The sequence below is a fragment of the Frateuria sp. genome, assembly GCF_035943815.1.
Taxonomy (GTDB): Bacteria; Pseudomonadota; Gammaproteobacteria; order Xanthomonadales; family Rhodanobacteraceae; genus Frateuria_A.
Genome location: NZ_DASZBU010000017.1, coordinates 25,159 through 51,508 on the forward strand (window position 1 = coordinate 25,159; position 26,350 = coordinate 51,508).

General features: G+C 67.9%; 24 protein-coding genes. 6 read left to right on the forward strand and 18 right to left on the reverse strand.

Annotated features, from left to right (window positions below; genetic code table 11):
* Positions 1-3,234: a maltotransferase domain-containing protein gene (locus tag VGU65_RS12985; protein WP_327476379.1), complete on the reverse strand. Its 3,234-nt coding sequence runs from the start codon at positions 3,232-3,234 to the stop codon at positions 1-3.
* Between the two features lie 26 nt (positions 3,235-3,260).
* Entirely contained in the window at positions 3,261-3,476 is a 216-nt protein-coding gene (locus tag VGU65_RS12990; RefSeq protein ID WP_327476382.1) for a DUF3606 domain-containing protein, read from the reverse strand.
* Positions 3,477-3,645: 169 nt separating this feature from the next.
* Between VGU65_RS12990 and VGU65_RS12995 the strand changes: the two genes are divergently transcribed.
* From VGU65_RS12995 to VGU65_RS13005, 3 genes are all read left to right on the forward strand, one after another.
* Entirely contained in the window at positions 3,646-4,455 is an 810-nt protein-coding gene (locus VGU65_RS12995) for an NAD-dependent protein deacetylase (protein WP_327476384.1), read from the forward strand.
* 75 nt (positions 4,456-4,530) lie between these two features.
* Positions 4,531-5,328, forward strand: coding sequence for an alpha/beta fold hydrolase (locus VGU65_RS13000; RefSeq protein ID WP_327476386.1), 798 nt, complete (start codon positions 4,531-4,533; stop codon positions 5,326-5,328).
* On the forward strand, positions 5,315-7,006 hold the full coding sequence (locus VGU65_RS13005; protein WP_327476388.1) for a PAS domain-containing hybrid sensor histidine kinase/response regulator: 1,692 nt from the start codon (positions 5,315-5,317) through the stop codon (positions 7,004-7,006). Before VGU65_RS13000 ends, VGU65_RS13005 begins: the two co-directional genes overlap by 14 nt.
* Before the next feature lie 21 nt (positions 7,007-7,027).
* Here VGU65_RS13005 and tadA read toward each other — a convergent pair whose 3' ends face one another.
* The 9 genes from tadA to folD all read right to left on the reverse strand — a co-directional run bounded on the left by tadA (position 7,028) and on the right by folD (position 15,254).
* Entirely contained in the window at positions 7,028-7,516 is a 489-nt protein-coding gene (gene tadA / locus VGU65_RS13010) for a tRNA adenosine(34) deaminase TadA (protein WP_327476390.1), read from the reverse strand.
* 85 nt (positions 7,517-7,601) lie between these two features.
* Positions 7,602-8,030 carry an OsmC family protein gene (locus VGU65_RS13015; RefSeq protein WP_327476391.1) on the reverse strand — a complete coding sequence of 143 codons (429 nt, stop codon included), beginning with the start codon at positions 8,028-8,030 and terminating at the stop codon, positions 7,602-7,604.
* A 97-nt stretch (positions 8,031-8,127) separates the two neighbouring features.
* On the reverse strand, positions 8,128-8,451 hold the full coding sequence (locus VGU65_RS13020; RefSeq protein WP_327476393.1) for a GNAT family N-acetyltransferase: 324 nt from the start codon (positions 8,449-8,451) through the stop codon (positions 8,128-8,130).
* 68 nt (positions 8,452-8,519) lie between these two features.
* Positions 8,520-9,389, reverse strand: a complete 870-nt coding sequence (locus VGU65_RS13025) for a pirin family protein (protein ID WP_327476395.1) — start codon at positions 9,387-9,389, stop codon at positions 8,520-8,522.
* A gap of 426 nt (positions 9,390-9,815) precedes the next feature.
* On the reverse strand, positions 9,816-10,454 hold the full coding sequence (locus VGU65_RS13030) for an ATPase (protein WP_327476397.1): 639 nt from the start codon (positions 10,452-10,454) through the stop codon (positions 9,816-9,818).
* Positions 10,451-10,807 carry a type II toxin-antitoxin system prevent-host-death family antitoxin gene (locus VGU65_RS13035; protein ID WP_327476398.1) on the reverse strand — a complete coding sequence of 119 codons (357 nt, stop codon included), beginning with the start codon at positions 10,805-10,807 and terminating at the stop codon, positions 10,451-10,453. The genes VGU65_RS13030 and VGU65_RS13035 overlap by 4 nt, the downstream gene beginning before the upstream one ends.
* A gap of 179 nt (positions 10,808-10,986) precedes the next feature.
* A complete protein-coding gene (gene guaA, locus VGU65_RS13040; RefSeq protein ID WP_327476399.1) occupies positions 10,987-12,567 on the reverse strand; it encodes a glutamine-hydrolyzing GMP synthase in 1,581 nt (526 codons plus the stop codon).
* Between the two features lie 180 nt (positions 12,568-12,747).
* Positions 12,748-14,205, reverse strand: a complete 1,458-nt coding sequence (gene guaB / locus VGU65_RS13045; RefSeq protein ID WP_327476400.1) for an IMP dehydrogenase — start codon at positions 14,203-14,205, stop codon at positions 12,748-12,750.
* Between the two features lie 200 nt (positions 14,206-14,405).
* Entirely contained in the window at positions 14,406-15,254 is an 849-nt protein-coding gene (gene folD / locus VGU65_RS13050) for a bifunctional methylenetetrahydrofolate dehydrogenase/methenyltetrahydrofolate cyclohydrolase FolD (RefSeq protein WP_327476401.1), read from the reverse strand.
* 69 nt (positions 15,255-15,323) lie between these two features.
* Here folD and VGU65_RS13055 point away from each other — a divergent pair, with 69 nt between their 5' ends.
* Positions 15,324-15,884 (forward strand): GNAT family N-acetyltransferase, encoded by a 561-nt coding sequence (locus VGU65_RS13055; RefSeq protein WP_327476403.1) that lies wholly within the window; start codon positions 15,324-15,326, stop codon positions 15,882-15,884.
* 172 nt (positions 15,885-16,056) lie between these two features.
* On the opposite strand, the gene der is transcribed toward VGU65_RS13055, so the two are convergent.
* From der to ndk, 7 genes are all read right to left on the reverse strand, one after another.
* Positions 16,057-17,457 (reverse strand): ribosome biogenesis GTPase Der, encoded by a 1,401-nt coding sequence (gene der, locus VGU65_RS13060; RefSeq protein ID WP_327476404.1) that lies wholly within the window; start codon positions 17,455-17,457, stop codon positions 16,057-16,059.
* Between the two features lie 25 nt (positions 17,458-17,482).
* On the reverse strand, positions 17,483-18,712 hold the full coding sequence (bamB, locus tag VGU65_RS13065; RefSeq protein ID WP_327476406.1) for an outer membrane protein assembly factor BamB: 1,230 nt from the start codon (positions 18,710-18,712) through the stop codon (positions 17,483-17,485).
* The gene (locus tag VGU65_RS13070; protein WP_327476407.1) at positions 18,709-19,359 is read right to left on the reverse strand and encodes a YfgM family protein; all 651 of its coding nucleotides are present in this window, start codon (positions 19,357-19,359) and stop codon (positions 18,709-18,711) included. Before VGU65_RS13070 ends, bamB begins: the two co-directional genes overlap by 4 nt.
* A gap of 230 nt (positions 19,360-19,589) precedes the next feature.
* Positions 19,590-20,573 (reverse strand): helix-turn-helix domain-containing protein, encoded by a 984-nt coding sequence (locus VGU65_RS13075; RefSeq protein WP_327476408.1) that lies wholly within the window; start codon positions 20,571-20,573, stop codon positions 19,590-19,592.
* Complete coding sequence (gene pilW, locus VGU65_RS13080) at positions 20,570-21,352, reverse strand: type IV pilus biogenesis/stability protein PilW (protein WP_327476409.1); 783 nt, start codon at positions 21,350-21,352, stop codon at positions 20,570-20,572. Before pilW ends, VGU65_RS13075 begins: the two co-directional genes overlap by 4 nt.
* Complete coding sequence (gene rlmN / locus VGU65_RS13085; protein ID WP_327476410.1) at positions 21,342-22,514, reverse strand: dual-specificity RNA methyltransferase RlmN; 1,173 nt, start codon at positions 22,512-22,514, stop codon at positions 21,342-21,344. Before rlmN ends, pilW begins: the two co-directional genes overlap by 11 nt.
* A gap of 8 nt (positions 22,515-22,522) precedes the next feature.
* On the reverse strand, positions 22,523-22,948 hold the full coding sequence (gene ndk / locus VGU65_RS13090) for a nucleoside-diphosphate kinase (protein WP_327476411.1): 426 nt from the start codon (positions 22,946-22,948) through the stop codon (positions 22,523-22,525).
* Positions 22,949-23,178: 230 nt separating this feature from the next.
* Between ndk and VGU65_RS13095 the strand changes: the two genes are divergently transcribed.
* Together VGU65_RS13095 and VGU65_RS13100 are read left to right on the forward strand one after the other, a co-directional pair.
* Positions 23,179-23,793 (forward strand): TetR/AcrR family transcriptional regulator, encoded by a 615-nt coding sequence (locus tag VGU65_RS13095; RefSeq protein WP_327476412.1) that lies wholly within the window; start codon positions 23,179-23,181, stop codon positions 23,791-23,793.
* Between the two features lie 129 nt (positions 23,794-23,922).
* Positions 23,923-26,337 (forward strand): 3-hydroxyacyl-CoA dehydrogenase/enoyl-CoA hydratase family protein, encoded by a 2,415-nt coding sequence (locus VGU65_RS13100; RefSeq protein ID WP_327476413.1) that lies wholly within the window; start codon positions 23,923-23,925, stop codon positions 26,335-26,337.
* Positions 26,338-26,350 lie beyond the last annotated feature (13 nt).

Consider the following 26,350-nt stretch of genomic DNA (forward strand, 5'->3'; position numbering starts at 1 on the left):
TCAGGCCTCCACTCGCCAGATCGCGTACGGCCTGCCCTGCCCCAGCCACACGTGCTGGCGGCCGCCGTGCCAGGTCAGCGTGGTGCCATGCAGCAGGTCCTCGACGATGAGCGGCGCATGCTCGGCCACGCCCCAGTCGGCCAAGGGCAGGTGCAGGTCGGCGGCCTGTGCGTGGTGAGGGTCCAGGCTGATCACCACCAGCACGCGGTCGCGCCTGCCGGTTGCGTCGCTCCCGGACAGGGATTTCTCGAAGAACAACACCTGGTCGTTGTCGGCACGCAGGAAGCGCACGCCCAAATGACTCTGCAACGCCGGTTGCTCGCGGCGGATCGCGTTCAACTGGCTGATCTCGGCGATGATGTTGCCGGGCGCATCCCAGTCGCGCGGCTTGATCTCGTACTTCTCCGAGTCGAGGTATTCCTCCTTGCCCGGGATCGGCACCGCCTCGCAGAGCTCGAAACCCGAATACATGCCCCACAGCCCCGACAGCGTGGTCGCCAGCGCCGCGCGGATCAGGAAGCCGCTGCGGCCGGACTGCTGCAGGAAATAGGGGTTGATGTCGGGCGTGTTGACGAAGAAGTTGGGCCGGAAGAAATCCTTGGGCGGGCCCCGCGTGAGTTCGGTCAGGTAGTCGATGAACTCCTGCTTGGTGTGCCGCCAGGTGAAGTAGGTGTAGGACTGGCTGAAGCCGAGCTTGGCCAGCCGGTACATCGGCTTGGGGTGGGTGAACGCCTCGGACAGGAACAGCGCGTCCGGATACTGCCCACGCACGCGGGCGATCATCCATTCCCAGAACGGGAACGGCTTGGTGTGCGGGTTGTCCACGCGGAAGATGCGCACGCCCTCGCCCGCCCAGTACAGCACCACCTTGCACAGCGCCTGCCAAAGCGACGGGATCGCGCCTTCCTCGTAGAAGTCGACGTTGACGATGTCCTGGTATTTCTTCGGTGGGTTCTCCGCGTAGCGCAAGCTGCCGTCGGGGCGCCAGTCGAACCACTCCGGGTGCTCGGCGAGCCACGGGTGGTCGGGCGAGCACTGGATCGCAAAGTCGAGCGCCAGTTCCAGTCCGTGTTCCTGCGCGGCGTCGCGCAAGGCGCGGAAGTCTTCGATGGTGCCGAGCTCGGGATGGATCGCGGTATGGCCACCTTCGGCCGAACCGATGGCGTAGGGGCTGCCCGGATCGTGCTCGTCCGGCGTCAGCGTGTTGTTGCGGCCCTTGCGGAAGGCGCGGCCGATCGGGTGGATCGGCGGGAAATACAGCACGTCGAAGCCCATGGCCTGGATGCCCGGGAGCCGGCCGACGACATCGCGAAAGCTGCCGTGGCGTGCGGGGCTGTCGGTGATCGAGCGCGGAAACAGCTCGTACCAGCTGGCGAATTGCGCCGCACGGCGATCGACTTCGAGCCGCAGCAGCGGATGCTCCACCGCGAACGCGCGCAGGTCGCCCTCGGCCATCGCCTTGGCGGTGTCGTCGGCGATCAGCAGGCGATAACGGACTTCGTCGTCCTCGGCCTTGGCCAGCGCGCTGGCCAGGGCACGCAGGGGCTTGCGCCTGGCCGCCGACGTGCCCGCCGCGGTCTGCTCGACCAGATGCTGGCCTTCGCGCATCTCCAGCGCGATCGGCACGCCGGCATCGTGCTTGGCGACGATCTCGTGACGGTAGCTCGCATAGGCATCGCGCCAGCCCTGCACGGTGTATTCGTAGCGGCCCACGCGCGTGGGCGCGAACCGGCCGCGGTAGCGGTCGTTGCCCAGCGGCTGCATGCGCTGCTCGTGCCAGTGTCTTTCGTCCAGCGCACGCCAGCGCAGCGCCACGGCGAGCTTGTCGTGACCATCCATGAACACGTCCGCTTCCACGGTGACCGTGTCGCCTACCACGCGCTTGACCGCGAAGCGGCCCTCGTCCACCGAGGGCGTCACCGCCTCGATGGCGATGCGCGGCGACTGCGTGGCGTCGGCCAGCGCCTGCTTCTGCGCGGTGGCGGTGGCGCGCACGGCAACCGGCTGGGTGCGGGTGCCTTCGAGGAGGCGCGCCTCGCCGGGTGCGAGCGTGAGCGGAGTGGATTGCGCGGCGCCGTCGGGCAGGGTCCATTCGGCATAGGCGCAGGCCGCGCCGGCGGCGACGGCGCTCAGGTCGACCGTGGTGTCGCGATCCAGTCGCGCATTGAACAGCGCCAGCCACGCGCGCTCGCCCTGCCCGCGCAACACGCCGACCCAGTCGTCGTCGACGTGGATGGCGGCGGCGGTGCGCGCCTGCTCGCCCAGGCCGGACAACCAGGCGTTGATGGCACGGACCTCGCCGGACAGGTCAAAGGCCTGCGTCGCGTCGCCGGCAAAGCCCGCAGGCATCAGCCAGCCGCCGGCGCAGCTGGCGGCGAACCAGGCGGCACGGCGCCGATGCCGCTCCGCCTGTTCGCGCTCGCCAAACGCGCGGTCGGCGCCCGGATCGCCGAACGGCTCAGCGGCACAGGCCAGCGGTGGTGCCACCTCGGCTACGCGGCGCAGCTCGCGCGCCAGCCAGCCGGCGCGGAAGTCCCACCACTCGGCCGAACAGAACCCGTAGTCGAAACCGACGCCGGTGAGCCGCGCCAGTTCCTCGGGGGACAGGCCTTGCGTCCAGCCCAGAAACAGCGCTTTCGGTGCCTTGCCGCGCAGGCCATCGAGCAGGTGCTCCCACCAGAGCGCCGGTGCGGCGTCCAGCGAAAGAAGCCGCAGTCCTGACAGTCCCGAGAGCAGCGCATCACGCAAGCGCTCGCACCACCAGGCCAGCGCTTCGGGCGCCACCGTCTCGTCGTGGAAACGCCACCGCACGCCAGCCTCCGGCGCTGGTTGGCGCGGGTCGGGCATGGCGCGGGTGTCCGGCAGCGCATGGAACCAGCCGGGATGCTCTGTGCGTACGTCGAGCCCGGCAGGCAGCATGCGGGCGATGTCCACGTCGAGCAACAGGCCCAGGCCGTGGTCGTGGCACAGGCCCGCCATCGTTCCCACGGCGCCGGGGCCGTCGTCCAGCAACGAAGCGGGCGCCAGTACGTGGCTGAAGCCCAGCTCGGCCGCATGCTGAAGCCAGGGCGTGCGCGCGCCTCCGATCGCAGCGAGCCCGCCAGGCAGGCCGAGGATACGGGGCGCCGCGGGTGTCGGCATGGGCGTTCCCTGGTCCGAACTCGACGTGGCAGCCGACAGCGCCGCATGGTGCTGGCTCTTTTGCTTGCCGCCGGTGCCGAGGCCTGCAGGCACGTCCGCTGTCCCTTTGCGCCGGGCCATCAATCGTCGTGGCGGCGGCTGGCGCCGCGCGGCTTGCCTGCGTGGCTTGCCTGTGGCCGGCTGGTGTACTGGCGCACGGCCTGCGTGCTGGTGCCGACCGCCGCGATCGCCTCGCGCAGGTCGCGCTCGGATACGCGCAACTGCTTGGACCAGTACCGCATGGCGAACGGATCCCTATCGTTGATCGTGTTCAAGGTCCGGTCGGACTGGTTCATCGGCTCACCCGGGGCCGCGGCTTGCGGCAGCGCGGCCATCTTCGTGTGCGTGCGTTGAAGGTGCTGTCACGGAAAGATGAGACAGGCGTAAACCATGGTGATCACGGTGCGCGCAGGGGGGGGCGGACGAGGCGCGCAATACGCGGTGGCTGCCGCCATACTTGGCTCCATGAATGCCGCGCCACTCGCCCGCTTCATCCACAGCCACCGCCGCCTGTTCGTGCTCACCGGCGCAGGTTGCAGCACCGACTCGGGCATTCCCGACTATCGCGACGGCGACGGCGCCTGGAAGCGCACGCCGCCGGTGATGTTCCAGGCCTTCATGGGCGAGGAGCGCGTACGCAAGCGCTACTGGGCGCGCAGCCTGGTCGGCTGGCGCCACTTCGGCCGCGCCATACCCAACGGCACCCATCTCGCCTTGCGGCAGCTGGAGGCGCAGGGACACGTCGGGTTGCTGGTCACCCAGAACGTGGACCGGCTGCACCAGCGCGCGGGCAGCCGCCAGGTGGTCGATCTGCATGGCCGGCTGGACCAGGTGCGCTGCATGGATTGCGAGCGGCGTTTTCCACGCGACGCGTTCCAGCACGAACTGCAACGCCTCAACCCGGCCTGGGCAGTGCTCGACGCGGTCGAGGCTCCCGACGGCGACGCCGACCTGGAAGCGGCGCACTTCGACGACTTCGTGATTCCGCCCTGCCCCGATTGCGCTGGCGTGCTCAAGCCGGACGTGGTGTTCTTCGGCGAGAACGTGCCGCGCGAACGCGTGACCGATGCAATGCAGGCGCTGCAGGAGGCCGACGCCATGCTGGTGGTCGGCTCCTCGCTGATGGTGTTCTCCGGCTACCGCTTCGCGCACGCCGCGGCGCGCGCCGGCAAGCCGCTGGCGGCGGTGAACCTGGGGCGCACGCGCGCCGATCCGTTGCTGGATCTCAAGGTGGAGGCGCCCTGCGCCGAAGCGCTGGCCTTCCTGCTCGGCTGACGGGCCGCCCCCGACACGGGGCGTTAACGGGTCCTCGCGTTAGCATGAAATGTTCTGCCTGCACAAGAAGAGATCATGCGAGACATCCTGGATCGACACCACGTACGCGTCAGCGGCCAGGGGGCCCGCACGATGGTCTTTGCCCACGGCTTCGGTTGCGACCAGAACATGTGGCGCTGGGTGGCGCCTGCGTTCGAGGACCGCTTCCGCGTGGTCCTGTTCGACCACATCGGCGCGGGCCACTCGGACCTCTCGGCGTTCGACCGCGAGCGGCACGGCTCGCTGGAGGGCTACGCTCAGGATGTGGTGGCTCTGTGCCGTGCGCTGGACGTGCGCGACGGGGTGTTCGTGGGCCACTCGGTCAGCGCCATGATCGGAGTACTGGCCGCACGACAGGCACCGGAGCTGTTCGGCGACATGGTGCTGGTCGGCCCTTCGCCCCGCTACGTCGACGAGCCGGAGACCGGCTACATAGGTGGCTTCTCGGCCGAACAGGTCGAGGAACTGCTCGACTTCCTGGACAACAACCACATGGGCTGGTCGCAGACCATGGCGCCGGTGATCGTGGGCAACGGCGAGCGCCCCGAGCTCGCCGAAGAGCTGACCAACAGCTTTTGCCGCACCGATCCGGACATCGCCCGCCATTTCGCCCGGACCACCTTTCTATCGGACAACCGGAATGACCTCGACGGCCTGCCGGCGCGCGCGCTGGTGCTGCAATGCGCGGATGACGTGATCGCTCCGGAAAGCGTGGGCCGCTACGTGCATGCCAGGCTGCCCGACAGCCAGCTGGTCCTGATGCAGGCTACGGGCCATTGCCCCAACCTCAGCGCGCCCGCCGAGACCGTGGCCGCAATCAATGCCTTCCTCTGATGCCGACACCACCCGGCCGACGGCCCGCGTTGGCGACGATGAACCGCATGATCTCTTCGAGCATGCGCCCTGCGGCTACCTGACCGCCGACCCGGACGGACGCATCGACCGGGTCAACCGTACCCTGACCGACTGGCTCGGCATGGAACCCGGGCAACTGGTCGGACGCCGCTTCTCCGAGCTGCTGCCAATCGCCGGCAAGATCTACTACGAAACCCATTTCGCTCCCCTGCTGCGCATGCAGGGCGCCTTTGACGAGGTCGCGCTGGACCTTCGACGCGGTGACGGCACGGTCATGCCGGTCCTCGTGAACGCGCGGGAGCGACACGATACGGGCGGCCGGACGTTGGCCATCCGCATCACCGTGATGCGGGCGCGCGACCGGCGCCGCTACGAGCAGGAGTTGCTGGACGCGCGCCGGCGTGCCGACGGGGCCACGGCCGAACTGCGCGAGCTGGCCGCCACACTCGAAACCCGCGTCGCCGAGGAACTCGCGCAACGGCAGGAGGCGGAGAACCGTCTTCGTCAGGCACAGAAAATGGAGGCGATCGGCCAGCTCACTGGCGGCGTCGCGCACGACTTCAACAACCTGCTGACCGTGATCCTCGGCGGCCTGGAGACGATCGAGCGGCAACTGGCGAATCCCGGCAGAGAACCGCTGGCCAGGATCGGGCGCGCCGTCGCGATGGCGCGCCAGGGCGCCCAGCGAGCCGCCACCCTCACCGCGCGTCTGCTCGCCTTCGCACGCCGTCAGCCGCTGCAGCCCCGGCCCATGGACGCCAGCCGCCTGGTCACCGGGCTGGCGGATCTTCTGCAGCGCACGCTGGGGGCGACCATCGCGCTGGAAACCATCGCCGGGGCCGGTCTGTGGACCGCGCTGGCCGATGCGGGGGAGCTGGAAAACGCGCTGGTGAACCTGGCCGTCAATGCTCGCGATGCCATGCCCGAAGGCGGGTGCCTGACCATCGAAACGAGCAACGCCTGCCTTGACGAGGACTACGTCGCCTCGGTCCCCGAGCCACTGCCGGCGGGCCACTACGTGCTCATCGCAGTCAGCGACACCGGACACGGCATGGACAGGACCGCCCTGCAGAAGGCTTTCGAACCGTTCTTCACGACCAAGGACGTAGGAAAGGGCACAGGCCTGGGCCTGAGCCAGGTGTATGGATTCGCCCGCCAGTCCGGCGGCCACGTGCGCATCTACAGCGAGTTGGGTCACGGCACCACGGTCAAGCTCTATCTGCCGCGTTGTCTGGATAGCCGCTCGGTCGACACCGTGGCCCCGCAAATGGAGAACCTGGCACCGCGCGGAAGCGAGACCGTCCTGCTGGTGGAAGACCACGACGATCTGCTGGCCTACTCGGCCAGCGTGCTGCGCGAGCTGGGCTATCGCGTACTGGCTGCGCCCAATGCCGAGGTGGGCATGGCGCTGCTCCGGCGCGAGCCGGAGATCGACCTGCTCTTCACCGACGTGGTCCTTCCCGGGGGCGTGGACGGTCGCCAGCTGGCCGAGGAAGCCGGGCGCTACCGACCCGGCCTGAGGGTGTTGTTTACATCCGGCTATGCGCGCAACGCCATTCTTCGCGATGGCCGGCTTGACGCGGGCATGGACCTCCTTCCGAAACCGTTCACCGGTCAGGCATTGGCGGCACGGATCAGGGCGGCGCTGGACAGATAGCCGGAACTGCCTCGCGCAGAGTCAGCGGCGCGAGCGGAAGAACTCGCGCAGCATCTCGCCCGATTCGCCGGCCAGCAGGCCACCCTGTACCAGCACGCGGTGGTTGTGCCGCTCGGAGATCAGCGTGTCGAACACGCTGCCGGCCGCACCGGTCTTCGGATCGGTCGCCGCGTACACGACGCGGCCGATGCGCGCATGCACCAGCGCCATCGCGCACATCGCACAAGGCTCCAGCGTCACGTACAGGGTGGCGCCGACGATGCGGTGGTTGGCGAGCTTCTCGCCCGCCGCGCGCAGGGCCATGATTTCGGCATGCGCCGTGGGATCGTGCAGCGTGATGTTGCGGTTCCAGCCCAGCCCGACGATCTGCCCTTCGTGCACGAGCACGGCGCCGACCGGCACCTCGTTCTCCGCGTCGCGCGCATGCGCCGCCAGCTGCAGGGCGCGGCGCATGCAGGCTTCGTCCTCGGACGAGAACGTGGGGGCACGGGGCGTAAGAGCGTCGGTCATGGACACGTGCGAGGGCTGGCGGGCCGGCATTGTAGCCGCTTGCACGGAGCGCCCGCCGATCCCCGGACGATTCCCCGGGCCACGCTCAAGGGGCGGTATCGTCGACCGTCTCGATGCTGATGGCCCCGGTCAGCGTCTTGTGCACCGGGCACTTCCCGGCGACCTCGAACAGCTTCTGCTTCTGCTCGGCGGACAGGGCTGAGCCGGTGATGGCCACGCGCTTGCGGAACGCGTCGGTCATCTCGGGGCTGCCGGCCTCCATCCGCTTGTCGTGTTCGACTTCAACACTGACGTGCTCGAGGGGCCAGCCCATTTTCAGTGCGTACCAGCGCACGGTCATGGCGGTACACGCGCCCAGCGCCGCCGTCAGCAGGTCGTATGGCGAGGGGCCGAAGTCTGCGCCGCCTTGCGAGGCGGGTTCGTCGCCGATCAGTCGATGGCCCGACACCTCGATGGTCACGGCGAGCGGGCTGGCCTGGATGTCGGCCACCTTGGCCTGTGTCTTGCGAGCCATCGGCTTGGGTCTCCTCATGGTGCTGGCGTAGCTCAAGCCCGCCGCAAGACTCCTGCGCCGGGCGGTGCGAAGGTTTGTGCGCAATGCCCGGTCGCGGTCAGCCGGCGTGCGGCTCCTCGCCTGGTGCCAGGGTCATTACCTCCTGCCATTGCGGATGCTTCTGGTAGCGGGTGCGGACGTACGAGCACAGCGGGATGATCCTGAACCCGTTGCTGCGCGCATCGGCAACCAGATAATCGACCAGCGCCGCGGCGACCCCGGTGCCGCGCAGGCTTTCGGGCGCGCCGGTGTGATCGGCGCTGATCAGTCCTGGGCCGCGATGGGTATAGGTCAGCTCGGCCTCGGCATCGATGCCGGCGATCCGGGCGGCATAGCGGCCGTGGCGAGGACCGTCCTGCTTGGTGATCGTGATATCGCTCATCCGGGCTGCTCTCCTGCGGGTTGATCTGCAACCCTTGCGCGGCGCGCAAAGGCTTCACTCGGGCGGGCCTAGGCAGGCATGGGAATGAATTCGGCATCGTCGCCGGCGGGCAGCTTCATGCGCTGCTGCCGCCAATCCTCGGCGGCCTGTGCCAGCCGCTCTTTGGAGGACGATACGAAATTCCACAGCAGGAAACGCTCGCCGATCGGCTCGCCGCCCAGCGCCATCACCGTGGACGGCTGGCGCGCGGTGACGTCGATCGCCCCGCGCCCGGCCAGCACCGCCATCTGCCCGGCTTGCAACGTGGTGCCGTCGACGTCGACTTCGCCGCTCGCGCAATAGACCGCGCGCTCGGCGTAGGCGCCGGCGACATTGCGGCGCGCGCCGGCGTCCATCTCCCAGTGCTGGTAGAACAAGGGCGAATGGGTGCGCACCGCGGCCTTCATGCCGTCGGCCTCGCCCGCGATCAGCCGGCCGTGCACGCCGTCCTCGCGCCACTCCGGCAGGTCCGCGCCTTCGTGATGATGGAAGGCCGGCTTGCTCTCCTCGTCCGCCTCCGGCAGTGCGACCCAGGCCTGGATACCGTGCATCAGCGCGCCGTGGCTGCGGGCGTACTCGAGCCGCTCGCTATGCGTGACGCCGCTGCCGGCCACCATCCAGTTGACCTCGCCTGGGCGGATTTCCTGATGGAAGCCCATGCTGTCCCGGTGGGTGATCTGCCCGGAGTAGAGGTAGGTCACGGTCGACAGCCCGATGTGCGGATGCGGCCGCACGTCCAGCTCGCGCGGGATGCCGGGCGCCAGCGAGAGCGGCCCCATGTGATCGAAGAAGATGAAGGGGCCGACCATGCGGCGCACCCGGAAGGGCAGCACCCGCCCGACCACGAAACCGCCGCCGAGATCGTGCGTGCGCCTGTCGATGATGCGTTCGATGGCCATGTCGGCCTCTCCTTTGTCGGGACGGCCGCAGGTCAGGCCGTTCCCTGTCGCGTGTGGGGTCGGCGATCAGCGGGTCAGCTTAGCAGTGAGCCCGAGCGCCGGCAGGCATCTGGATCGTTGTCCTCGTTGGCCGAGCGTGCAGGAAACAGCGAACGCACCATAAACCCGTCGCCAACCCAGCGGTGGTCCGGATTGTCGTGGCGTGTCGGACGGTCTTCATGGTCGCCCTCCTTCGCCCGCGAGCACCGCGGAACGACACTCACCATGGTGGCGGGGACATGGGGGCTAAAGACTGCACCTCGAAACAGTCCGTGCCGATGGCGGAACAATGCAGACGCGGCGGCGCCGATCGGCCCATGCCGGCCTGGCGGCACCGAGCGCTGCAGGTGCGTCGACCGCGCATCGCTGTGCCCGCGGGCGACCGTTTCAGTCTCGTCCGCTCAAGACCGCTTCGACCAGCGGCTTGGCCCAGTCGGGCGTTGCCGCGAAGGACTCTGCCGTGTCCGGGAAAAGGATCCTCCCCTGGTGCAGATCGAGCACCAGCACGGGGTCCGGAATCGGTTCACCAGGCAGGGCCTGCGCGCTGTTGTCGTACACCGTCAGCGACGACAGGCGCGGCAGCAGGGCGATCAGGTTCACGAGGGAGGATTCGTAGCGCTCGCGGATCTTGCCTTCGGGAATATCGTGTCCGCCCGCCGCCACGCGGGCTTTGACGCGGGCGATGTGCAGTTCCGGCGAAGCAAGGCCGCAGTACCAGAGGGCGACGTCATGCGTGGCGGTTGCCGCTGCGATCTTCGCCGGGACGGTCCGGCCGCCCAGGGTGGTCTCGAAGGCATGGCTGGCGCCGTTCGCGAGAGCGTCGTCCAGGTATCGCATGCCCTCGTCCCAGGCGATCGCGTTGGCCTCTACCTGGCCACATCCAGTGGCCCGAGCGTACTCGCGCGCGAAGGTATCCGGGTTGAACCAAGGCATCCCGGACACGTCGAGCAGATGCTGTCCGCCGATGGAACTCTTGCCGGCGCCATTCACGCCGGCCAACACGTAGAGAACGGGGCGCCCGCTCAATACGTCTTACCTGCCTTGACCTTGCCGCGCAGCTTCACGGGCGTCCTCGCGGCGTCAAGCAGCCTGGCTTCCGCCGCCGGCTCCCTCAGCGCTTCCAGCCGTTTGTCGAAACGCTTGCGCAGCGCTTCCAGCGTCGTCTGGTCCCGGCCCTTGGCCTCTTCCAGCGCCTGGACGATCGCTTCGTACTCGCTCGCCGACAGGATGACGGCTTCGGGCGCATCGTGATGGGTCACCACGACACGGCCGCTCTTCTGGACATCGCGCATCACGCCGCGCCAGCCGAGCTTCTTCACGTCCGACGCCGGGGTCTTGTGCAGCGAACCGATCGCATCGAGTTTCAGGGCAAAGGACATGGGATCTCCCGCATCAGTCACGTGCCCATAGTACCCAAAATGGGTAAATTGGCCAAATTGGCCTTTCAGTCACCCCGCCCACGGAGCATGGGCTCGCTCCGACCATTCCGCAGACCTCCTCATCGAAGCGCAGAGGGCACAAAGGCTAGATGCCTACGAGCCCCCTACACCGCCCGGCCTCACTCCCACTCGATGGTCGCAGGCGGCTTGCCGCTGATGTCGTAGACCACGCGGGAGACGCCGCGCAACTCGTTGATGATGCGGTTGGACACCTTGCCCAGGAATTCGTACGGCAGGTGAGCCCAGTGAGCGGTCATGAAGTCGATGGTCTCGACCGCGCGCAGCGCGATCACCCATTCGTAGGCGCGCGCGTCGCCGACCACGCCCACCGACTTCACCGGCAGGAACACGGCGAAGGCCTGGCTGGTCTGGTCGTAGAGATCGGCCTTGCGCAACTCGTCGATGAAGATGGCATCGGCGCGGGCCAGCAGTTCGGCGTACTCGCGCTTGACCTCGCCCAGGATGCGCACGCCCAGGCCCGGGCCCGGGAAGGGATGGCGGTAGACCATCTCGCGAGGCAGGCCCAGCGCCACGCCGATGCGGCGCACTTCGTCCTTGAACAGCTCGCGCAGCGGCTCGACCAAGCCCAGCTTCATGTCCTCGGGCAGGCCGCCGACGTTGTGGTGGCTCTTGATGACGTGGGCCTTGCCGGTCTTGCTGCCGGCGGACTCGATCACGTCAGGGTAGATAGTTCCCTGCGCCAGCCACTTCACCTGGCCGTGGCCAGCAGCGGTGACCTTGGCCGACTCCTCGTCGAAGATCTCCACGAACAGGCGGCCGATGATCTTGCGCTTGGCCTCCGGATCGGCCGCGCCCTCGAGCGCCCTGAAGTAGCGCTCGGCCGCATCGACGCGGATCACCTTGACGCCCATGTGCTCGGCCATGGTGGCCATCACCTGGTCGCCTTCCTGGAAGCGCAGGAGACCCGTGTCGACGAACACGCAGGTGAGCTGGTCGCCGATCGCCTTGTGCAGCAGCGCGGCGACCACCGAGGAATCGACGCCGCCGGAAAGGCCCAGCAGCACATGGTCGCTGCCGACCCTCTCGCGCACGCGCGCGATCTGGTCGTCGATGATGTTGTCCGCGGTCCACAGCGTGGCGCAGCCGCAGATGTCCACCACGAAGCGCTCGAGCAGCGCGCTACCCTGCTTGGTATGCGTGACCTCCGGATGGAACTGCACGCCGTACCAGCGCTTGTCCTCGTTCTCCATCACAGCGACGGGGATGCGATCGGTGGTGCCGGTGACGGTGAAGCCCGGCGGCGCCCTGCTGACGTGGTCGCCGTGGCTCATCCAGACGTCGAGGCGGTGCGCATCGGCGTGGTCGGTCAGGCCCGCGAACAGGCGGCTGTTGCTTCCGACGTCGACGTGCGCATGGCCGAACTCGCGCTGGTCGGCCGCTTCGGTGGCGCCGCCCAGCTGCGCGGCCATGGTCTGCAGGCCGTAGCAGATGCCCAGGATCGGCAGGCCCGACTCGAACACTTCCTGCGGCGCCTTGGGCGCGCCCGGCAGCGTGGTCGATTCGGGACCGCCCGACAGGATGATGCCCTTGGCGCCGAAGCCCGCGATCTGCGCGGGGTCGTGGTCCCACGCCCAGATCTCGCAGTAGACACCGAGCTCGCGCACGCGCCGGGCGATCAGCTGCGTGTACTGCGCGCCGAAGTCGAGGATGAGGATCTTGTCGCTGTGCAGGTCGGTCATGCCGGCTCGGCCTTATTGGCTCCCTCTCCCCCGGCGCAGCCGGGGGAGAGGGCTGGGGAGAGGGGAGGCTTTCAGTGGGCGACAGGGGAGAGGGAAAGCAGAAGCAGAGCGAAAGGCCTCCCCCTCCCCCAACCCTCTCCCTCGGGCTGCGCCCGAGGGAGAGGGCTTTGAAGCAAACGATCAGGAGTTGAGCCGGTAATTCGGCGCTTCCTTGGTGATCTGGATGTCGTGCGGGTGCGCCTCGGTCACGCCGGCCGAGGTCACCTTCACGAACTGCGCCTTGTGGCGCACGTCCTCGACCGTGGCGGCGCCCAGGTAGCCCATCGAGGCGCGCAGGCCGCCGATCAGCTGGTGGATGATGTTGCGCAGGGGACCGCGGTACGGCACGCGGCCTTCGATGCCTTCGGGCACCAGCTTGTCGGCGTCGGCTTCGTCCTGGAAATAGCGGTCCTTGGAACCAAGCGCCATCGCGCCCAGCGAGCCCATGCCGCGGTAGCTCTTGTAGGAGCGGCCCTGGAACAGCTCGACCTCGCCCGGCGACTCCTCGGTGCCGGCGAACATCGAGCCCAGCATCACGGCGGACGCGCCGGCGGCCAGCGCCTTGGGGATGTCGCCCGAATAGCGGATGCCGCCGTCGGCGATCAGCGGGATCTCGTCCTTCAGCGCCGTGGCGACCAGGTCGATCGCGGTGATCTGCGGCACGCCGACGCCGGCGACCACGCGGGTGGTGCAGATCGAACCTGGACCCACACCGACCTTGACCGCGTCCACGCCGGCGTCGAGCAGCGCACGCGCCGCCTCGCCGGTGACGATGTTGCCGGCGATCACCTGCACCTGCGGGTAGCGCTTCTTGACCCAGCCGGCGCGCTCGATCACGCCCTGCGAATGGCCATGTGCGGTATCGACCACCAGCACGTCCACGCCGGCGTCGACCAGCGCCTCGACGCGCTGCTCGGTATCGCCGCCCACGCCGACCGCGGCGCCGACCAGCAGGCGCTCGTGCGAGTCCTTGGCGGCATGCGGGTTGTCGCGCGCCTTCTGGATGTCCTTGACGGTGATCAGGCCGCGCAGCTGGAAGTCGTCGTTGACCACCAGCACCTTCTCGATGCGGAACTTGTGCAGCAGCTGCAGCACTTCGTCCTGGCTGGCGCCTTCGCGCACGGTCACCAGCTTGTCCTGGCGCGTCATGATGTTGCGCACCGGGTCTTCCAGCTTGCGCTCGAAGCGCAGGTCGCGGCTGGTGACGATGCCGACCAGCTTCTCGCCATCGACCACCGGCACGCCGGAGATGTTGTGCGCGCGGGTCAGCTGCAGCACTTCGCGGATCGAGGTGTTGGGGCCCACGCTGATCGGGCTGCGGATCACGCCGGCCTCGAACTTCTTGACCAGCCGTACTTCGGCAGCCTGGCGCTCGGCGGTCATGTTCTTGTGGATGATGCCGATGCCTCCTTGCTGGGCCATGGTGATGGCCAGCCGCGCCTCGGTCACCGTGTCCATCGCTGCGGACACGATCGGAATGTTCAGGCGCAGGTTGCGGGTGAGCCGGGTGGAGGTGTCGACGTCGCGGGGAAGGACGGCCGAATGGGCCGGGACGAGGTACACGTCGTCGTAGGTCAGAGCCTCGGCGAGGATGCGCATGCGGGTGGGTCTCGCTGCAAAGATGGGATTATACGCAAGGAGACGAAGGAGCGCGAGAAGAGCGAGAGGCGGGGAATGGGGGATTGGTAGCGAGGGCGCAGGGACACGGCCTCAATGTCGCGGAAGGCCGCCCGCCTCGTCGATCGCTTCGGTGCAGACAGCCGGGCTTGATATCGGATCTCCGTTTCCCGAAAAAAAGCCTAACGCGCCTCCGCCGCCTCCAGCGTGTTCTCGATCAGCGTCGCCACCGTCATCGGCCCCACCCCGCCGGGCACCGGCGTGATCCAGCTGGCGCGCTCGGCCGCCGGATCAAATTCGACATCTCCGACCAGCCGCCCGTCATCGAGCCGGTTGATACCCACGTCGATCACCACCGCCCCCGGCTTGATCCACTCGCCCCTCACCAGGCCGGGCTTGCCGACCGCGACGATGACGATGTCGGCCTGCCTCACGAAGCCCTCCAGTCCGCGCGTGAAGCGGTGGCAGCAGGTGGTGGTGCAGCCGGCGATCAGCAGTTCCAGCGCCAGCGGGCGGCCGACGTGGTTGGACACGCCCACCACCACCGCATGCTGGCCACGCACCGGGCGATCGGTGTGCCCGAGCAGGGTCATCACGCCCTTGGGTGTGCACGGGCGCAAGCCGAACCGGCGCAGCGCCAGCCGGCCCACATTCACCGCCTGGAATCCGTCGACGTCCTTGCCGGCATCGATGCGGTCGACCAGCGCGTCCTCGTCGATGTGCGGCGGCAGCGGCGACTGCACCAGGATGCCGTGCACGGCCGGGTCCGCATTGAGCCGGTCGATCAGCGCGAACAGCTCCTCCTGCGTGGTGCTCGCCGGCAGGTCGTAGTCGAACGAGCGGAAACCGACCTGGTGGCAGGCCTTGCGCTTGTTGCGCACGTACACGGACGAAGCCGCATCGTCGCCCACCAGCACCACCGCCAGGCCCGGCTCCGGCAGGCCCTGCGCCCTGCGTTCGGCCACTCGGCGCCCTACCCGCTCCAGCAGTTCCTGCGCGATGCGCTTGCCGTCCAGGATGCGTGCGGTCATGGATGCCTGCCTGCTCTGCAAAGACACTTATTATCCCGGCGCCGTCCCATGCGCACAAACGGAACCGCCATGCCCGTCCCGCTCGACCTGGAACTCGCCGAAGAGGCGCTGCTCCTGCGCGCCTGGCGCACGGAGGATGCGACCGCCCTGCACGAGGCCGTGCGCGAGTCGCTGGCGGGCATCGGGCGCTGGCTGCCCTGGTGCCACGCCGGCTACGACCTGGACGAGGCGCAGGCCTGGATACGGCACTGCCGCGAGCGCTGGGTGGCACAGGAGCAGTTCGCCTTCGGCGTATTCGAGCAGGACACCGGCGCCCTGCTCGGCAGCGCGGGGTTGAACCAGCGCAACCATGTGCATCGCAGCGCCAACATGGGCTACTGGGTGCGCCAGTCGCGGCTGGGCCGGGGCATTGCCTCGCACGCGACGAGGCTGGCCGCGCGCTTCGGGTTCGACACGCTCGGGCTGGTCCGCATCGAGATCGTTGCCTTGCCGGACAACCGCGCCAGCCGCCGCACGGCCGAGCGGGCGGGTGCGCGGTTCGAAGGCATCGCACGGCATCGTTTGTGGATGCGCGAGGAGGCCAGGGATGGCGCGGTGTATGCGCTGGTGCCGGCGGACCTGGAATCGTAGCCGCCGGGGCAGCCCCAACCCGGGAGGTCGCCCATACGGGCGCGTGCCTGGAACGCAGGCCAAACGCGCCTGCGGCTATCCGGCGAACGCGAAACCCGCCATCGGGGAAGAAAGTCCACCGAGGCGGGAAGGAGGCCAGAGAAGCAACCGCGAGCAGCCGTGCGTGCCCGCCCTACTTCTTGCGCCGCTTCATCTCGCGGATCATGCGCTGGCGCTTGCGCTGCTGGCCCTCGGTGAGAACGTTCTTGCGCCCGGCGAAGGGGTTGTCGCCATCGCGGAAGTCGATGCGGACCGGCGTGCCTTCCAGGCGATAGCGCTTGCGGAAGAAGTTCTCGAGGTAACGTCGGTAGGCCGGCGCGATGTGCTTGGTGCGGCTGCCGTGGATGACGATGGTCGGCGGGTTGGAGCCGCCCGGGTGGGCAAAGCGCAGCTTGGGTGCATGGCCGCGCACCAGCGGCGGCTGGTAGGCCTCGTAGGCCTTCTCCAGCGTGCGCGTGAGGTCCGCCGAAGCCAGTTCGTGGGTGGCCGAGGCATGCGCGCGCACCACCGCGCGCATCAGCTCGCGCAGGCCCGAACCATGCAGCGCCGAGATGAACACGGTCTTGGCCCAGTCGACGAACACCAGCTTGCGCTCGAGCGTGCGCTGGCACTGTTCGCGCTGGTAGGCATCCATGCCGTCCCACTTGTTGACGGCGATGACCAGCGCCCGCCCCTCGTCCAGCGCGTGGCCGATCAGGCTCAGGTCCTGGTCGGCGAGGTTCTCGCGCGCGTCGATCATCAACACCACGACCTGGCTCGCGGCCATCGATTGCAGCGTCTTGATGACGCTGAACTTCTCCACGCCCTCCTCCACGCGCGCCTTGCGGCGCACGCCGGCGGTGTCGATCAGCGTATAGCGCTTGCCGTCGCGCTCCAGCGGCACGCGGATGGGGTCGCGCGTGGTGCCGGCGACGTCCGATACGATCAAGCGGTTCTCGCCGAGCAGGCGGTTGATCAGGGTGGACTTGCCGGCATTCGGGCGACCGACGATGGCGACGCGGATGCTGTCGTCCGCGACGTGCGCCTGGGGTTCGTCCTCGTCGGGCGGCAGCAAGGGCAACGCCGCGGCCACCAGGTCCTCGGTGCCACGGTTGTGCGCGGCCGAAAGCGGCAGCGTGGCGGCCAGCCCGAGCCGGGCGAACTCGGCCAGCGCATGCTCTACGTCGAGCCCGTCGGTCTTGTTGACCGCCAGCAGGATCGGCTTGCCGCTGCGGCGAAGCTCGCCGAGGATGCCCTGATCCTGCGGTAGCAGGCCGTCGCGGGCATCGACCACGAACACCAGCAGTTGCGCTTCATCGATAGCCAGGCGCACCTGTTGCGCAGTCAATGCGTCGAGGCCTTCTTCGAGGCCGGACAGGCCGCCGGTATCGACCACCACGAACGGGCGCGCACCGAGATGGCACACGCCGTAGTGGCGGTCGCGGGTGACGCCCGGCATGTCGGCCACCAGGGCGTCACGGCTGCGCGTCAGCGCGTTGAAGAGGGTCGATTTACCGACGTTGGGACGACCGACCAGGGCGACGACGGGCAGCATGGTTCAACATGTTCCTTGCGGGCGATCAGTGCGCGCCGCCGAGGCGGTAGGCGCCGATGCGGCCCTCCACGTCCTCGACGTACACGGTATCGCCCACCACCAGCGGCTGGGCGCGGATGGCGTGCTTTGACAGGCGCTCGCGAGCGGCCAGCGCGCCGTCGCCGGTCTGCAGCCAGTGCACGTAGCCCTCGATGTCGCCGACCACCAGGTAGTTGCCCTGCACGGCCGGCCCGGTCAGCCAACGGTACTTGAGCTTGTCGTTCTTCCACATTTCGGCGCCGGCGCTCTTGTCGAACGCCCACACCTGCGAACTGTCGTCGGCACCGTAGATCGCATTGCCGCTGCTCGCCAGCGAGGTGTACGTCGAGAACGGATGCGTCCACATCGGCCGGCCGCTGGGGCCGTCGATGGCTGCCAGATTGCCGTGGTAGGCCGCGCCGTAGAGGACCCGGCCATCGAGCAGGACGGTACCGTCGGAGTCATCCAGACGCTCGATCTCGGTGCGGCCCTCGCCGCTGGCGAGCTTCTGTTCCCACAGCTTCTCGCCATTGTCCAGGCGCAGCGCGACCAGCTTGCCGCCGTCGCTGCCGAAGAAGACCACGCCGTTGGCCACCAGCAGCGGGCCGTTGCCGCGCAGGCTGAGCAGCGGCACGTCGCTCTGGTCGTAGACCCAGCGCCGATCGCCCGTGGCGGCATCGAGGCCATAGACGCGGCCATCGCCGGTGCGCACCACCACCAGGTCGCCCACGATCACCGGCGAGGCGAGCACCTCGGACTTGAGCATGGTTTCCCAGCGCGGGCTGCCGTCCTTCGCGTTGATGCCGTAGACGTGGCCGTCCAGCGTACCGACCGCTAGCAGTTCACCACTGACGGCCGGGCCGCCGGCGTAAAAGGCGTCCTTACGCTTCTTGTCGCCCCAGCCGAACCAGCCGTGGGTGCGCGAGCTCTTGGACCAGATCGTCTTGCCGGTGGCCGCATCCAGCGCGACCAGCTTGCCATCGTTGCTGTCGGCATAGAGCACGCCATCGACCACGGTCGGACGCAGGCGGACGCCGGTGTCGCCGGCGCCGTCGCCGATGCTCTCGCGCCACAGCCGGGTGACCTGGACGGTGGGCTTGAAGTCCTTCGCCAGCGGCGTCGGCGGCTGGACGTTCTCCTTCTTGGCGTTGTGGCAGCCGGCCAGTGCGACCAGCCCGATCAAGGCCACCGCCATGGCTTTCTTCATGCCAACCCGGTTCATGCCAAACACTTTCATGCGCCCTGCTTCCCGGCCACGGCCAGATCGTCGAGTTTGAGTTGCAAGGCAGCGCGCTGTGGCGCGTCTTCGCCCATCGCGGCCAACGCCGCCTGGTAGGCCCTGCGCGCTTCATCCGCGCGACCAAGCTTGACCAGCGCATCGCCGCGTAGTTCCTGGCGCAGCGCCTCGTAGCCCTTGGCGGCGCCGGCGTCGAGCGTAGCCAGCGCATCGCTGGCCTTGCCGGCGGCCAGCTGCACCTTGGCCATGCGCAGTTCGATCAGCGGCTTGAGCGGGGTGTCGCCGGCATGGCCGCGCGCCCACTGCAGGGATGCCAGGGCCTTGTCCAGTTGGTTGGCCTCGACCTGGCGTTGCGCACGGTCGCTGGCGGCAAAGATCGCGTAGGCCGACTTCGCGTAGTCGTTCTGCAGGCGCTCGGTGAGCTGGTCGACCTGGGCGCCCTTGCCGGCGGCCGCGGCCGTCTGCAGTTGCTGGTAGAGGTTGGAAGCCTCCAGCTCGCGCGTGGCCTGATGGTTGCGCCACTGCTGCCAGCCGAAGATCGCGACCAGACCGATGACGATGCCGATGGCGATGGACAGGCCGTTCTGGCGCAGCCATTGCTGTACGCGTTCGCCCTGTTCGTAATCGTCGTATGCGTCGAATGCCATGCAGTAATCCGTCGGAAGCACGCGGCGCGTCGGCCCAGGCCGGACCGGCGCTCGCCAGATGGGTTTAAGGGTGAAGCATCACGACCGCACGCGACGGCGGTCAATGGACAAGCATAACCGAAGCACCGCGGCCACGGGCGCCCGACTCGACCTGAGAGACGGGTTTTCTTCGGATCCGCGCTTGCGCGCGTCCGGCGGACGGCCTTGTGCGCGGCAAGCCGACCGGGCGGTCAGGTGCCGCTGGGTACGGGCTTGCCGTCCTGCACGCGGAAATGCGCGACGTTGGCGCGACGATAGGCATCCAGGGCCAGCGGCTTGCCGTCGACCGTTACCTGGGCGCCGGTAGCGTTGCCGATTCGCACGTCCAGCGGTTGCGCGTTCGTCCAGGTCTTGCTGCTGCCGGCCGGAAGCAGGCCGTACTCAAGACGGGAACCGTCGGCGGCCAGCACCTCGACCCAGCTCGCCTGCGCCAGGCTGAGAGTGAGGCTGTGCCCGTCCGCAGGGTTGGATGCCGGCGCCGCGGATGCGGCCGTGCTTGCTGCCGCCGGCGCGCGCGTCGCCGTCAGGTTGCCGCTCTCCAGACCGGGGAACGGCGCCATCGATGCCAGCAGCGGCTGCTCCTCGGTCTGGGGCGGGGTCGCTGGCCGGGTGGCGGACGGTACCGCGGCAGCCGTGGTACCGGCGGTGCGGACCGGGGCGTCCTGCTGAGCCACCGGGGTGGCGTCAAGCGGGGCAAGATGGCTCATGTCCCGGTCCAGCGTGCCGCGCACACCCAGCCACACCATCGGCACCACGATCACCGCAGTAAGCACCACGTAAGTGGCAGCGGTGGCGTAACGCTCCAGCAGGTAGCGCGAATGCGACATGCCGCCGGTCGCCACCAATGTCGGCGCGACGCGCTTGATGCCGGCCAGCTGGGCCTGGATGGCGTCTTCGTCCAGGCCAAGATAGCGGGCGTACTTGGTAATGTAGCTTGCCAGGTAAACGGCATAGTCGATGCCTTCGCGCTGATCGGCTTCCAGCTGGCGCAGCACGCGCGCAGGAAGCTTCAGAGCGTGGGCGCAGGCCTCGATGTCCAGGCCGCGCGCTTCGCGTGCCGCGCGCAGACGAGAGCCGAAGCTGGCAGACAGGGAGTTCGACGGGCCATCCGTGATCGCCGCAATGGCGAACAGATCAATCGCGCGATGGCCGAGATTGGGCTGCTGGGAGGTCATGGGCTAGCGGGTGTGTCGATGGCGTGTGCCTGCTCCGAATCCGGGAACTGGCCCTGCAGTCGCCTGCGATAGGTTTGGGCTGCATCCATGTTGCCCAGACGGGTTTCAATGTCATAACCGAGCTTGAGCGCCACCGCGCTGGGCTGGCCCAGCGCGTCGAAGCGCTGGATGAACGCACGGGCGCGAAAAGCATCGTTGTTCAGATAAAGCAGCTTGGCGACATGCAGCAGCGCCTCGCCGTTCTGCGGATTGGCCTCCAGCGCCTTGCGCAGGCTCTGCTCGGCGCCGGCGCGGTCGTTCATGCGCAGCTGGCAGATGCCCTCGTTGGTCAGCGCCACATCAGGCGTCTTGTAGAACGGATCCTTCAGCGCCTTCTGGAAAAAACCTAAGGCTTCGCCGCCCTTGCCGATGCGGCAGAGGAAGGCGCCGAGATTGTTGTTCGGGCCGCCCTTGTCCGGTTCCAGTTGCACCGCCCGGCGATAGTGTTGCTCGGCGTCCCCGGGCCGGTTGATGCGCTCGTCCAGCACGGCCATGACGGTGTGCGCGGGCGCGTAGTCATTGTCGAACTGCAAAGCCTTGGTGAGCTTTTCCATGGCGGTCTGCAGGTCGCCATTGGCCATGTATTGCTGGCCCAATTCGGTATGGACGCGCGCGGCGTCCTCGGCCTCCTGGCTCTTGCTGGTACGGGGCATCTTGCCGCCGAACTCGCCGTCGGTATTGGTCACGCACCCGGCCAGCGCCAACGCCAACAAGGCCCCCGCCCAACGTTCAAGGCGCATGCGCCACTCCCTGTTCCTGTCGTGCGTGGTCCAGCCGCTTGCGGAATTCGGCCTGGCGGCGGGTACGGTCCAGCACCTGCCCCTTCAATTGGCCGCAGGCTGCGTCGATGTCGTCGCCACGCGTGCGGCGCAGCATGGTCAGCACGTTGGCGTTGAGAAGCTGGGTCTGGAACGCACGGATGGTCTCGGCGTCCGAGCGCTCGAAGCGCGTGCCCGGGAAGGGATTGAACGGGATCAGATTCACCTTCGCGCTGCCGGTGGGCAGCTTGCGCATCAGCTTGATCAGCTGCTTCGCATGCTCGGGCTGGTCGTTCACGCCCTTCATCAAGGTGTACTCGAAGGTGATCGAGGTGCGCGGGCGGCGCTCGATCCAGCGCTGGCAGGCGCCCATCAGCTCGACGATCGGGTAGCGCTTGTTGAGCGGCACCAGCTCGGTGCGCAACTCGTCGTTGGCCGCGTGCAGCGATACCGCCAGCGACACGTCGATGGCCTCGGACAGCTTGTCGATCATCGGCACCAGGCCGGCGGTGGAGAGCGTCACGCGCTTGGACGCCAGGCCGAAGCCCAAGTCGTCGCGCATCAGGCTCATCGCCGCGACCACGTTGTCGAAGTTCAGCAGCGGCTCGCCCATGCCCATCATCACCACGTTGGTGATGCGGCGGTTCTGGTGCGTGACGTTGCCCAGATGCTTGGCGGCCACCCACACCTGGCCGATCACTTCGGAGGCGGCGAGGTTGCGGTTGAAACCCTGCGTGGCGGTGGAACAGAACTGGCAGTTCAAGCCACAGCCGACCTGCGAGGACACGCACAGCGTGCCGCGGGTCGGCTCGGGGATGTAGACCGCCTCGACGGCGTTGCCGCCGTCCATGCCGAGCAACCACTTGTGCGTGCCGTCGGCGGCGGCCTTGTCGAACAAGGTCTTGGGCGGACCGACGTAGCACGAGGCCTCGAGCTTGGCGCGCAGCGCCTTGCCCACGTCGGTCATCTTGCCGAAGTCGTCTTCCAGGCGGTGGTAGATCCACTTCATCACCTGCTCGGCGCGATACGGCTTCTCGCCGAGCTGCGCGAAGAAATCACGCAGGCCCTGGCGATCGAAGTCGAGCAGGTTGACCTTGTCGCTTGCGGCTTTCGGGTCGGTAGAAGTGGCTACAACCTGGTTCACAACTTATCTCAACGAGGAAGGACGTCCGTTTCCGGGAAGAAGTAGGCGATCTCGACCTTGGCGGTCTCGGCGGCGTCAGAGCCGTGGACGGCGTTGGCGTCGATCGAATCAGCGAAATCGGCGCGGATCGTGCCCGGCGCGGCGTCCTTCGGGTTGGTCGCGCCCATCAGCTCGCGATTCTTCGCGATGGCGCCCTCGCCCTGCAGCACCTGGATCATCACCGGGCCGGAAATCATGAATTCGACCAGCGCATTGAAGAACGGGCGCTCTCTGTGCACCGCATAGAAGCCTTCTGCCTCCTTGCGCGAGAGCTGCTTCATCTTGGCTGCGATGACCTTCAGGCCGGCCTGCTCGAAACGGGCGTAGATCTGGCCGATCACGTTCTTGGCAACGGCATCGGGCTTGATGATGGAAAGGGTGCGCTCCAGCGCCATGTTCGGTCTGCTCCGGAATACTGGTATCTGAGTGGGCTATCGGCACGTTTGCCGAGCAATGTAGAGCCAAATCCGACACGAAATGAGGATTTAGCTCACGAAAGTTTGACAGATTCTAACCTGATCGCAAGCGGGCTGGGCGTGAATGCAAACGCCCGTTTGACGGCCTGGAACGCCCGCGCGTATGCTCAAACGATCGTTTGATTCCCTGCCGACGAGCGAGCCCACGCGTGAACAGTTCCGCCTCGACCAAGGAACGCATCCTTACCGCCGCCGAGCTGCTGTTCGCCCAGCGCGGCTTCGATGGGGCGTCGTTGCGCCAGTTGACCGCCGCCGCCGGGGTCAACCTGGCGGCCGTGAACTACCACTTCGGCTCCAAGGACAAGCTGGTCGAAGAGGTCTTCCGCCGACGCCTGGATACGCTGAACACACACCGACTGGCCGCGCTGTCGGAAGTCGCGGGCCAGCCGCAGACCACTCTGGAGGACGTGCTGGATGCCTTCATCCGCCCTGCCCTGGCGCTCTCCAGCGACGGCAGCGGCTCGCTCTTCATGCGCGTGCTGGCGCGCGCCTTCGCCGAGCACGACGACACGCTGCGCCAGTTCCTCTCCGAGAACTACGGCCACGTGATGCGGCAGTTCACCGCCGAGTTCGCCCGCTTGCTGCCCAAGCTCAGCCGCGAGGAGCTGTACTGGCGCATCGACCTGGTGACCGGCGCACTGACCCACGCCATGTCCGGCTTCGGCATGATCCAGCGCAAGAGCGGCGTGAGCGAGTCGAGCCACCGCGAGCAGACCATCGCGCACCTGGTGCGTTTCGCCGCAGCGGGGCTGAGCCACCCATGAGCCCGCCTGGCGACGCCGCATCCCGATTCCCGCTCCACGTCATTCCCGGCACAGGAACGGCCCGGATTCCAGTTTTCGCCAAATGACGCCTCGCCCCTTATCCACCTTCCCGTACACCTGGAGAGAGCAATGACCGCCATCCCCGCCCTACGCATCCGCAAGGCTGCGGTTCTCGGCGCCGGCGTCATGGGCGCGCAGATCGCCGCGCACCTGACCAATGCCGGCGTCGAGACCGTGCTGTTCGACCTGCCCGCCAAGGAGGGGCCCAAGAGCGGCATCGCGCTCAAGGCCATCGAGAACCTGAAGAAGCTCTCGCCCGCCCCGCTGGCGGACAAGGACCTGGCTGCGGCGATCATCCCTGCCAACTACGACCAAGACCTAGATCACCTGAAGGAAGTGGACCTGGTCATCGAGGCGATCGCCGAACGGATGGACTGGAAGCTGGATCTCTATCGGAAAATCGCCTCGCATCTCTCGAAGACCGCGGTGATCGCTTCCAACACCTCCGGCCTGTCGATCAACACGCTGGCCGAGGCGCTGCCCGAAGAGATGCGCCACCGGTTCTGCGGCGTGCATTTCTTCAATCCGCCGCGTTACATGCACCTGGTCGAGCTGATTCCGACGAAGCTTACCGACGCAAGTGTGGTCGAAGGCCTGGAAGCCTTCCTCGCCACGACGGTGGGCAAGGGCGTGGTCATCGCCAAGGACACCCCGAATTTCATCGGCAACCGCATCGGCGTGTTCTCGATGCTGGCCACCATGCACCACACCGAGCAGTTCAAGCTCGGCTTCGACACGGTAGACGCGCTGACGGGACCCGCCATCGGCCGGCCCAAGAGCGCCACCTACCGCACCGCTGACGTGGTCGGCCTGGACACCATGGCGCACGTGATCAAGACCATGGGCGACACGTTGGCCGACGATCCCTGGCACAAGTACTTCAAGACGCCCGGCGTGCTGCAGGGCCTGATCGACGCCGGCGCGCTCGGCCAGAAGACCGGCGCCGGCTTCTACAAGAAGGTGGGCAAGGACATTCTTGTGTTGCGCAGTCCTGCGCGAAACCCCGGCCATCCATGGCCGGACTCCTCACAAGAGCCCGACTACCAGCCTGCATCGCAGCAGGCTTCGGATGAAGTGGCCGCGATCCTCGCCATCAAGGACCCGGCCGATAAGTTCGCCAAGCTGCGCGCCTCGAATGACCCGCAGGCGCAGTTCCTGTGGGCGATGTTCCGCGACCTGTTCCACTACGCCGCCTACCACCTGGCCGACATCGCCGACACGGCGCGCGACGTCGACTTCGCCATCCGCTGGGGCTACGGCTGGAAGCTGGGTCCGTTCGAGACCTGGCAGGCCGCCGGCTGGCAGCAGGTCGCCGGTTGGATCGCACAGGACATCCAGGCCGGCAAGGCGATGAGCGCCGCGCCGCTGCCCGCCTGGGTCACCGACGGACGCAACGGCGTGCACGGCAAGGCCGGCTCGTACTCGGCCGCGTCCAACACCGACAAGCCGCGCTCCACGCATGCGGTCTACGCGCGCCAGCTCTTCCCCGACGCGATCCTGGGCGAGAAGTTCGACCAGGGCACGACCGTGTGGGAGAACGATGGCGTGCGTCTGTGGACGCTGGGGGACGACGGCGTGGGCATCCTTTCGTTCAAGACCAAGATGAACACGGTCAACGACCAGGTGCTTGACGGCATCCGGCACGCCGTCGGCATCGCCGAGGAAAAGCTCAGGGCGATGGTGATCTGGCAGACCGGCGAGCCGTTCTCGGCCGGCGCCGACCTCAAGGGCGCGCTGGGCCTGTTGAAGGACGGCAGGTTCGACGCCTTCGAGGCGATGGTCGCCAACTTCCAGCGCACCAGCATGCGCATCAAGCACGCGCTCGTGCCGGTGGTCGCCGCGGTGCGCGGCCTGTGCCTGGGCGGCGGTTGCGAATTCCAGATGCACTCGGCACGCACCGTGGCCGCGCTGGAGAGCTACATCGGCCTGGTCGAGGCTGGCGTGGGCCTGTTGCCGGCCGGCGGCGGCCTGAAGGAACTGGCCGTGCGCGCCGCCAACGCCAACCCGGCCGATCCGTTCGAATCGCTCAAGAAAGTGTTCGAGACGGTGGCGATGGCCAAGGTGTCCGGCAGCGCGCTGGAAGCGAAGCAGCTCGGCCTGCTGCGCGAGAGCGACGTGGTGGTATTCAATGCATACGAGCTGCTCTACGTCGCCAAGCAGGTCGCCTCGGCGCTTGCCGAGAGCGGCTGGCGCCCGCCCCTGCCCGCCCGCGCGATTCCTGTCGCCGGCGACACCGGCACGGCGACCTTCAAGGCCTCGCTGGTCAACCTGCAGGCCGGCTACTTCGCCTCGGAGCACGACGTGGCGATCGCCAGCCGCATCGCCGACACCCTTTGCGGCGGCGGTATCGAGCGCGGCTCGCTGGTCGACGAGGCCTGGCTGCTCGGGCTCGAGCGCAAGCATTTCGTGGAGCTGGCCAAGACCGAAAAGACGCAGGCCCGCATCGCCCACACCATGACGACCGGCAAGCCGCTGCGCAACTGAGCACTCGCCCATC

Bases quoted from the DNA above. Each gene is read 5' to 3' on its own strand.
- VGU65_RS12990 (WP_327476382.1), bottom strand. From the start codon at position 3,476: ATGAACCAGTCCGACCGGACCTTGAACACGATCAACGATAGGGATCCG.
- VGU65_RS12995 (WP_327476384.1), top strand. From the start codon at position 3,646: ATGAATGCCGCGCCACTCGCCCGCTTCATCCACAGCCACCGCCGCCTG.
- VGU65_RS13000 (WP_327476386.1), top strand. From the start codon at position 4,531: ATGCGAGACATCCTGGATCGACACCACGTACGCGTCAGCGGCCAGGGG.
- VGU65_RS13005 (WP_327476388.1), top strand. From the start codon at position 5,315: ATGCCTTCCTCTGATGCCGACACCACCCGGCCGACGGCCCGCGTTGGC.
- tadA (WP_327476390.1), bottom strand. From the start codon at position 7,516: ATGACCGACGCTCTTACGCCCCGTGCCCCCACGTTCTCGTCCGAGGAC.
- VGU65_RS13015 (WP_327476391.1), bottom strand. From the start codon at position 8,030: ATGGCTCGCAAGACACAGGCCAAGGTGGCCGACATCCAGGCCAGCCCG.
- VGU65_RS13020 (WP_327476393.1), bottom strand. From the start codon at position 8,451: ATGAGCGATATCACGATCACCAAGCAGGACGGTCCTCGCCACGGCCGC.
- VGU65_RS13025 (WP_327476395.1), bottom strand. From the start codon at position 9,389: ATGGCCATCGAACGCATCATCGACAGGCGCACGCACGATCTCGGCGGC.
- VGU65_RS13035 (WP_327476398.1), bottom strand. From the start codon at position 10,807: ATGTCCTTTGCCCTGAAACTCGATGCGATCGGTTCGCTGCACAAGACC.
- guaA (WP_327476399.1), bottom strand. From the start codon at position 12,567: ATGACCGACCTGCACAGCGACAAGATCCTCATCCTCGACTTCGGCGCG.
- guaB (WP_327476400.1), bottom strand. From the start codon at position 14,205: ATGCGCATCCTCGCCGAGGCTCTGACCTACGACGACGTGTACCTCGTC.
- folD (WP_327476401.1), bottom strand. From the start codon at position 15,254: ATGACCGCACGCATCCTGGACGGCAAGCGCATCGCGCAGGAACTGCTG.
- VGU65_RS13055 (WP_327476403.1), top strand. From the start codon at position 15,324: ATGCCCGTCCCGCTCGACCTGGAACTCGCCGAAGAGGCGCTGCTCCTG.
- der (WP_327476404.1), bottom strand. From the start codon at position 17,457: ATGCTGCCCGTCGTCGCCCTGGTCGGTCGTCCCAACGTCGGTAAATCG.
- bamB (WP_327476406.1), bottom strand. From the start codon at position 18,712: ATGAAAGTGTTTGGCATGAACCGGGTTGGCATGAAGAAAGCCATGGCG.
- VGU65_RS13070 (WP_327476407.1), bottom strand. From the start codon at position 19,359: ATGGCATTCGACGCATACGACGATTACGAACAGGGCGAACGCGTACAG.
- VGU65_RS13075 (WP_327476408.1), bottom strand. From the start codon at position 20,573: ATGACCTCCCAGCAGCCCAATCTCGGCCATCGCGCGATTGATCTGTTC.
- pilW (WP_327476409.1), bottom strand. From the start codon at position 21,352: ATGCGCCTTGAACGTTGGGCGGGGGCCTTGTTGGCGTTGGCGCTGGCC.
- ndk (WP_327476411.1), bottom strand. From the start codon at position 22,948: ATGGCGCTGGAGCGCACCCTTTCCATCATCAAGCCCGATGCCGTTGCC.
- VGU65_RS13100 (WP_327476413.1), top strand. From the start codon at position 23,923: ATGACCGCCATCCCCGCCCTACGCATCCGCAAGGCTGCGGTTCTCGGC.